Source organism: Streptomyces sp. NPDC057474 (assembly GCF_042802555.1).
Taxonomy (GTDB): domain Bacteria; phylum Actinomycetota; class Actinomycetes; order Streptomycetales; family Streptomycetaceae; genus Streptomyces.
On record NZ_JBHVDX010000386.1, the window covers coordinates 1 to 5,323 of the forward strand.

The following is a 5,323-nucleotide window of genomic DNA, read 5'->3' on the forward strand; positions in this document are numbered from 1 at the left end:
GTCACACGCCTACCCCAGCGCCGCCACCTTGTCCCGGTACCCCCTCACCGGGGCCGCGTCGCGGTAGGGCTCCAGACGGCGTTCGAAGTCGCGGACGTACTCCACGGCTCGTACGGACCGCATCTCGGCGGCCTGCCCGGCGGCTTCCGCGCCCAACTGGCAGGCCTGGTCGAGTTCGCCGAGGCCCAGACGGGCGGAGGCGAGGACGACGCGGCAGAAGAGGCGGCTGCGGGCGTAGGCGGGCGCCCGCAACTGCAGGGAGCGTTCGGCGTGCTGGGCCGCGGCCCGGTACTGCTGGAGGTCGCGGTGGCTGTGGCCGAACTCGTCGGCGAGCTGGGCCTCGTCGAAGAACCGCGCCCAGTACGGGACTTCGTCCCCGGGGCGGGCCGTCTCCAGGGCGCGCTCGGCCCGTACCAGGGCGGCCGTGGAGGCCCGCACCTCGCCGAGCACCGCGTGCCCCCGCGCCTCGACGGAGTGCAGCAGCGACTGCACCACCGGCGGCACGGCCGACCCGACGCCCTGCTGGGCGACGCGTGCGAGCTGCACGGCCTCCCGGCCATGCCCCAGGTAGACCGCCTGACGGCTCATCGTGACGAGCACGTACGCGCCGTACGCCCGGTCCCCCGCCGCCTGCGACAGTCGCAGCGCCTGCACGAAGTACCGCTGGGCGAGCCCGTGCGCGCCGATGTCGTACGAGGTCCAGCCGGCCAGCCGGGTCAGGTCGGCGGCGGCCGCGAACAGCCGTCGGCCGATCTGCTCGCCGTAGGCGCCGCGCAGCATGGGCTCGGCCTCGTGCTCCAGGTAGCGCACGAGGGCCTGGCGGGCGTGACCACCGCCGTACGCGTCGTCGAGGGCGCGGAACAGCTCCCCGACCGAGCGGAGGGCGGCGATGTCGCCGCCGGTGACCTTCTGGCCGGGGCCGCGCTCGGTCTGGCTGCGCTGGCGGGGGACGACCGGGCGGCTCTGCGGGGGGACGCGAGTGACACTCGGATCACCCCGGCCCACCCGGTCGTCGGCGCGGCCGATCAGCCAGTCGCGGCTGGGGACGACCAGTCCGGCCGGGGTGAACGCGATCTTGCGAAGCTCGGCATGGCTGCCGGAGTCCTTGCGCCACAGGCCGCCGACGATGTCGATGGCCTCCTCGGGGCTCGCGGCGAACTCCAGGCCCGCGTAGACGGGGGCGCAGGCGTCCAGTCCGAGGTCCTGGGCGGTGAGCCTGCGGCCGAGGCGGCGGGTGAACACCTCGGCGATGAGTGCGGGTGTCGTCCCCCGGGGCTGCTGACCACGCAGCCAGCGGGTGACCGACGTCTTGTCGTATCTGAGGTCGAGGCCGTGTTCGAGACCGAGCTGGTCCACACGGCGCGCTAGTCCCGCGTTCGAGAACCCCGCTTCTGCGATGAGGGCGGCGAGCTGGCGGTTGGGGGTGCGCTGCGCGGGTCGTTCCGTCATCTGCGGTGCAATCTCCTGCCTTCCGGGTGTCGGCGGGGTTTCCCGGATTGCCTGGTGAGAAGCCTTTTGCGGCCTTGTGAACGGCGCGAATGTAGCGGAGAGTAAGCGTCCGATCGCACACTTTCAGATCTATTCATCCGATCGTGTGAGGATTCGCCGCACTGCTGACGTGGTCGGCCTCCGCCGTGCGCCGGCTGGGCCCCTCGTACGCCCGGCGGCCGTGGCGTACGACGGGCGCCGAGCCTCACCCCCGCGCCTCGTACGACGAAGGCCTGATCGATGCGGACGTCGGCGCGGGACGTCGGTGCCGGGACCGCTCGAACAGCGCCCGGTCGTACGGTCGTACAGTGGCTTGGGCGCGTCACGCGCCTGACAGGACTATCGCGGTGCCGCCGCCCGGCGGTGCCGCCGAGGGAGGCGCTTGCCGTGAGTGGGTTGCGGTTCGTCCGCATGGGGTTCGGCACGGAGGCCGTCGAGTACCAGGAGGCGTGGGACGAGCAGCGCCGGGTACACGCGGCGCGCTTCGCCGACGAGGCCCCCGACACCGTGCTGCTCCTGGAGCACCCGCCGGTCTACACGGCCGGCCGGCGCACGGCCGACAACGAGCGCCCCCTCGACGGCACCCCCGTCATCGACGTCGACCGCGGCGGCAGGATCACCTGGCACGGTCCGGGCCAGCTGGTGGGCTACCCGATCCAGAAGCTCCCCCGCCCGGTGGACGTGGTGGCCCACGTACGGCGTCTCGAAGAGGCCCTGATCCGTACGTGCGCGGAGTTCGGGGTGGAGACCAACCGCGTCGAGGGCCGCAGCGGTGTGTGGGTGCTCGGCGATCCGGTCGAGCGGCGGCTCGGCGGGCTCTCGCTGGACCTCGACCCCCGGATGACCGACGACGAGTTCGACCCGCGGATGAACGGGCCGGAGTACGCGCCCTCCAACGCCGGGCAGCGGCGCGAGGACCGCAAGATCGCCGCGATCGGCATCCGCGTCGCCAAGGGCGTCACCATGCACGGCTTCGCGCTCAACGTGAACCCCGACAACAAGTGGTTCGACCGGATCATCCCCTGCGGAATCCGCGACGCCGGCGTCGCCTCCCTCGCGGGCGAACTGGGCCGCGACATCGACATCGCCGAGGTCCTTCCGGTGGCGGAGCGCCACCTGCGGGATGTGCTGGAGAACGCGGACCTGAAGCCGCGCGAGGTGGAACGGGCGTCGGCTTAGTCCGACCGGTCTTTCCTCGCCCCCGCGCCCCTGAAGGAGCGCGGGGAACTGCGCGACAAGCCCCCACCCGTCCGCAGCCGAAAAGGCGCACCGGAACGTGGGGAAGGGACGGGTAGGGGCGGCGGGGGCGAAGGGAATGCCACCACGATGCCGAAGGTTGCCCAGCCCGGGGACCGAGAACCGTACGGGCGTACGCTGGTGGACGCCGAAGAATCGAAGACCACCCAAAGCAATCAGCAGGGAGCCGATGTGTCCGCAGTCGCGCCCGACGGACGCAAGATGCTGCGCCTGGAGGTCCGGAACAGCCAGACCCCCATCGAGCGCAAGCCCGAGTGGATCAAGACCCGGGCGAAAATGGGCCCCGAGTACACGAAGATGCAGGGCCTCGTGAAGAGCGAGGGCCTGCACACGGTCTGCCAGGAGGCGGGCTGCCCCAACATCTACGAGTGCTGGGAGGACCGCGAGGCGACGTTCCTCATCGGCGGCGACCAGTGCACCCGGCGCTGCGACTTCTGTCAGATCGACACCGGCAAGCCCGAGGCGCTCGACCGCGACGAGCCGCGTCGCGTCGGCGAGTCCGTCGTCACCATGGACCTGAACTACGCCACCATCACCGGCGTCGCCCGTGACGACCTGCCGGACGGCGGCGCCTGGCTCTACGCCGAGACGGTCCGCCAGATCCACGAGCAGACGGCTCGGCGCGAGGACGGCCAGACCAAGGTCGAGCTGCTGGCGCCCGACTTCAACGCCGTCCCGGAGCTGTTGGAGGAGGTCTTCGCCTCCCGCCCCGAGGTCTTCGCGCACAACGTCGAGACGGTCCCCCGGATCTTCAAGCGCATCCGCCCCGGCTTCCGCTACGAGCGCTCCCTGAAGGTCATCACCGAGGCCCGCGACTACGGTCTGGTCACGAAATCGAACCTCATCCTCGGCATGGGCGAGACCCGCGAAGAGGTCAGCGAGGCGCTCCGACAGCTGCACGACGCCGGCTGCGAGCTGGTGACCATCACCCAGTACCTGCGCCCGAGCGTCCGCCACCACCCCGTGGAGCGCTGGGTCAAGCCGCAGGAGTTCGTCGAGCTGAAGCAGGAGGCCGACGAGATCGGCTTCTCCGGCGTGATGTCCGGCCCACTGGTCCGCTCCTCGTACCGCGCCGGCCGGCTCTATCAGATGGCCATCGAACAGCGTCATTCAGCTGCTCCGCAGCGGGGAGATTCCTACGTCGCCTCGCAGGCCGTCTGACCCTTACGCCAAATGGCACGGAGTGCCATCAGTTCGTGTGAATCTGCGCACAAGTGGCTACTCACCAGTAATGGCTGATTGACCGCGGTCCTGACAGTCCTCGCAGATGAGGGCACTGTCGGGGCCGCGTCGAGGTTTAAAGGCCCCGCATCAAGGCTTCACTGTCGTTTGACCGGTCGGTCACGCCCTGGTAACACCAATCAGTGACCCTGGTTTCACGCCCGGTACAGGGTCCTAGCCAGAGAAGCCATCCCGAGGGGGGACCTCCCATGCAGGCCGCGCCCGTTCGCGCCACAGCGATCCCGTCGTTCACCACTGCACTCCGTGCCGTCGAGTCGCTGCTCATGAGCAGCGGTCAGCGCACCGCCCGTCGCAACGCCTGGACCTCCGTCCTGGAGGACCGCCGCCGCGCCAAGGACCGTGTCGAGGCTGAGCGTGTCCTCGAAGCCGCCGTCGCCTCCCGCACCTCGTAACACAGCCCCTCCGCACGACCCCGTTCGCGCCCGACCGCCGCTTTACGCCGGCACCGCCGCCGCCCGGCGCCGCTTCCCCAGCGCTGCCCCGGTCTCCGGTCCCCACCGGCACCGCCGTCGTCCTCGCTTCCCCGGACACGTAGACTTCGTGTCATGGCGAGGAAGGAACCCGCAGCGGACGCTGCGAACCCCGGGCGACTCAAGCAGATCGCTCTGACGTACAAGATGACCCGCAAGGCCGACAAGAAAATCGGTCTTGTACTCGCGGCTGTCGGAATCATCACCTTCGGTGTCTTCCTCGCGATCGGTTTCTTGATCGGTCACCCCATCTATCTCGGCATTCTGGGCCTCCTGCTCGCCTTCCTCGCGACGGCGATCGTCTTCGGACGACGGGCCGAGCGGGCCGCGTTCGGGCAGATGGAGGGCCAGCCGGGTGCCGCGGCCGCGGTGCTGGACAACGTGGGCCGTGGCTGGACCACGACCCCCGCGGTGGCGATGAACCGCAGCCAGGACGTGGTGCACCGGGCCGTCGGCAAGGCCGGTATCGTCCTGGTCGCCGAGGGCAACCCGAACCGGGTGAAGAGCCTGCTGGCGGCCGAGAAGCGGAAGATGGCCCGCATCGTCTCGGACGTCCCGGTGCACGACCTGGTCGTGGGCACCGGCGAGGGCCGGACCGAGCTGAAGAAGCTCCGCACGACCATGCTCAAGCTGCCGCGCGTTCTCTCCGGCCCCCAGGTGACCGCCACCAACGACCGGCTGCGGGCGATGGGCGACCTGATGAGCAACATGCCGCTCCCCAAGGGCCCGATGCCCAAGGGCATGCGCATGCCGAAGGGCGGCCCGAAGGCCCGCTGACGACACGAGTACGACGATGGGGGCGCCCGACCCAGCCAATGTGCGGCTACCGCCGCGAGGCTCCGGGCGCCCTGCGCGCCGGGGCGTTG

At 70.6% G+C, this 5,323-nt stretch carries 5 protein-coding genes; 4 read left to right on the forward strand and 1 reads right to left on the reverse strand.

The genetic code is table 11. From position 1 onward, the window contains the following. Window positions 1–9: 9 nt before the first annotated feature. Window positions 10–1,449 (reverse strand): regulator, encoded by a 1,440-nt coding sequence (locus ACFU53_RS46370; RefSeq protein WP_384006256.1) that lies wholly within the window; start codon window positions 1,447–1,449, stop codon window positions 10–12. A gap of 426 nt (window positions 1,450–1,875) precedes the next feature. Between ACFU53_RS46370 and lipB the strand changes: the two genes are divergently transcribed. The 4 genes from lipB to ACFU53_RS46390 all read left to right on the forward strand — a co-directional run bounded on the left by lipB (window position 1,876) and on the right by ACFU53_RS46390 (window position 5,234). After that, complete coding sequence (lipB, locus tag ACFU53_RS46375) at window positions 1,876–2,667, forward strand: lipoyl(octanoyl) transferase LipB (protein ID WP_384006258.1); 792 nt, start codon at window positions 1,876–1,878, stop codon at window positions 2,665–2,667. Between the two features lie 249 nt (window positions 2,668–2,916). After that, complete coding sequence (lipA, locus tag ACFU53_RS46380; protein ID WP_384006260.1) at window positions 2,917–3,906, forward strand: lipoyl synthase; 990 nt, start codon at window positions 2,917–2,919, stop codon at window positions 3,904–3,906. A 269-nt stretch (window positions 3,907–4,175) separates the two neighbouring features. Continuing rightward, window positions 4,176–4,379, forward strand: coding sequence for a hypothetical protein (locus ACFU53_RS46385; RefSeq protein ID WP_384006262.1), 204 nt, complete (start codon window positions 4,176–4,178; stop codon window positions 4,377–4,379). Window positions 4,380–4,532: 153 nt separating this feature from the next. Continuing rightward, the gene (locus ACFU53_RS46390) at window positions 4,533–5,234 is read left to right on the forward strand and encodes a DUF4191 domain-containing protein (protein ID WP_384006264.1); all 702 of its coding nucleotides are present in this window, start codon (window positions 4,533–4,535) and stop codon (window positions 5,232–5,234) included. Window positions 5,235–5,323 lie beyond the last annotated feature (89 nt).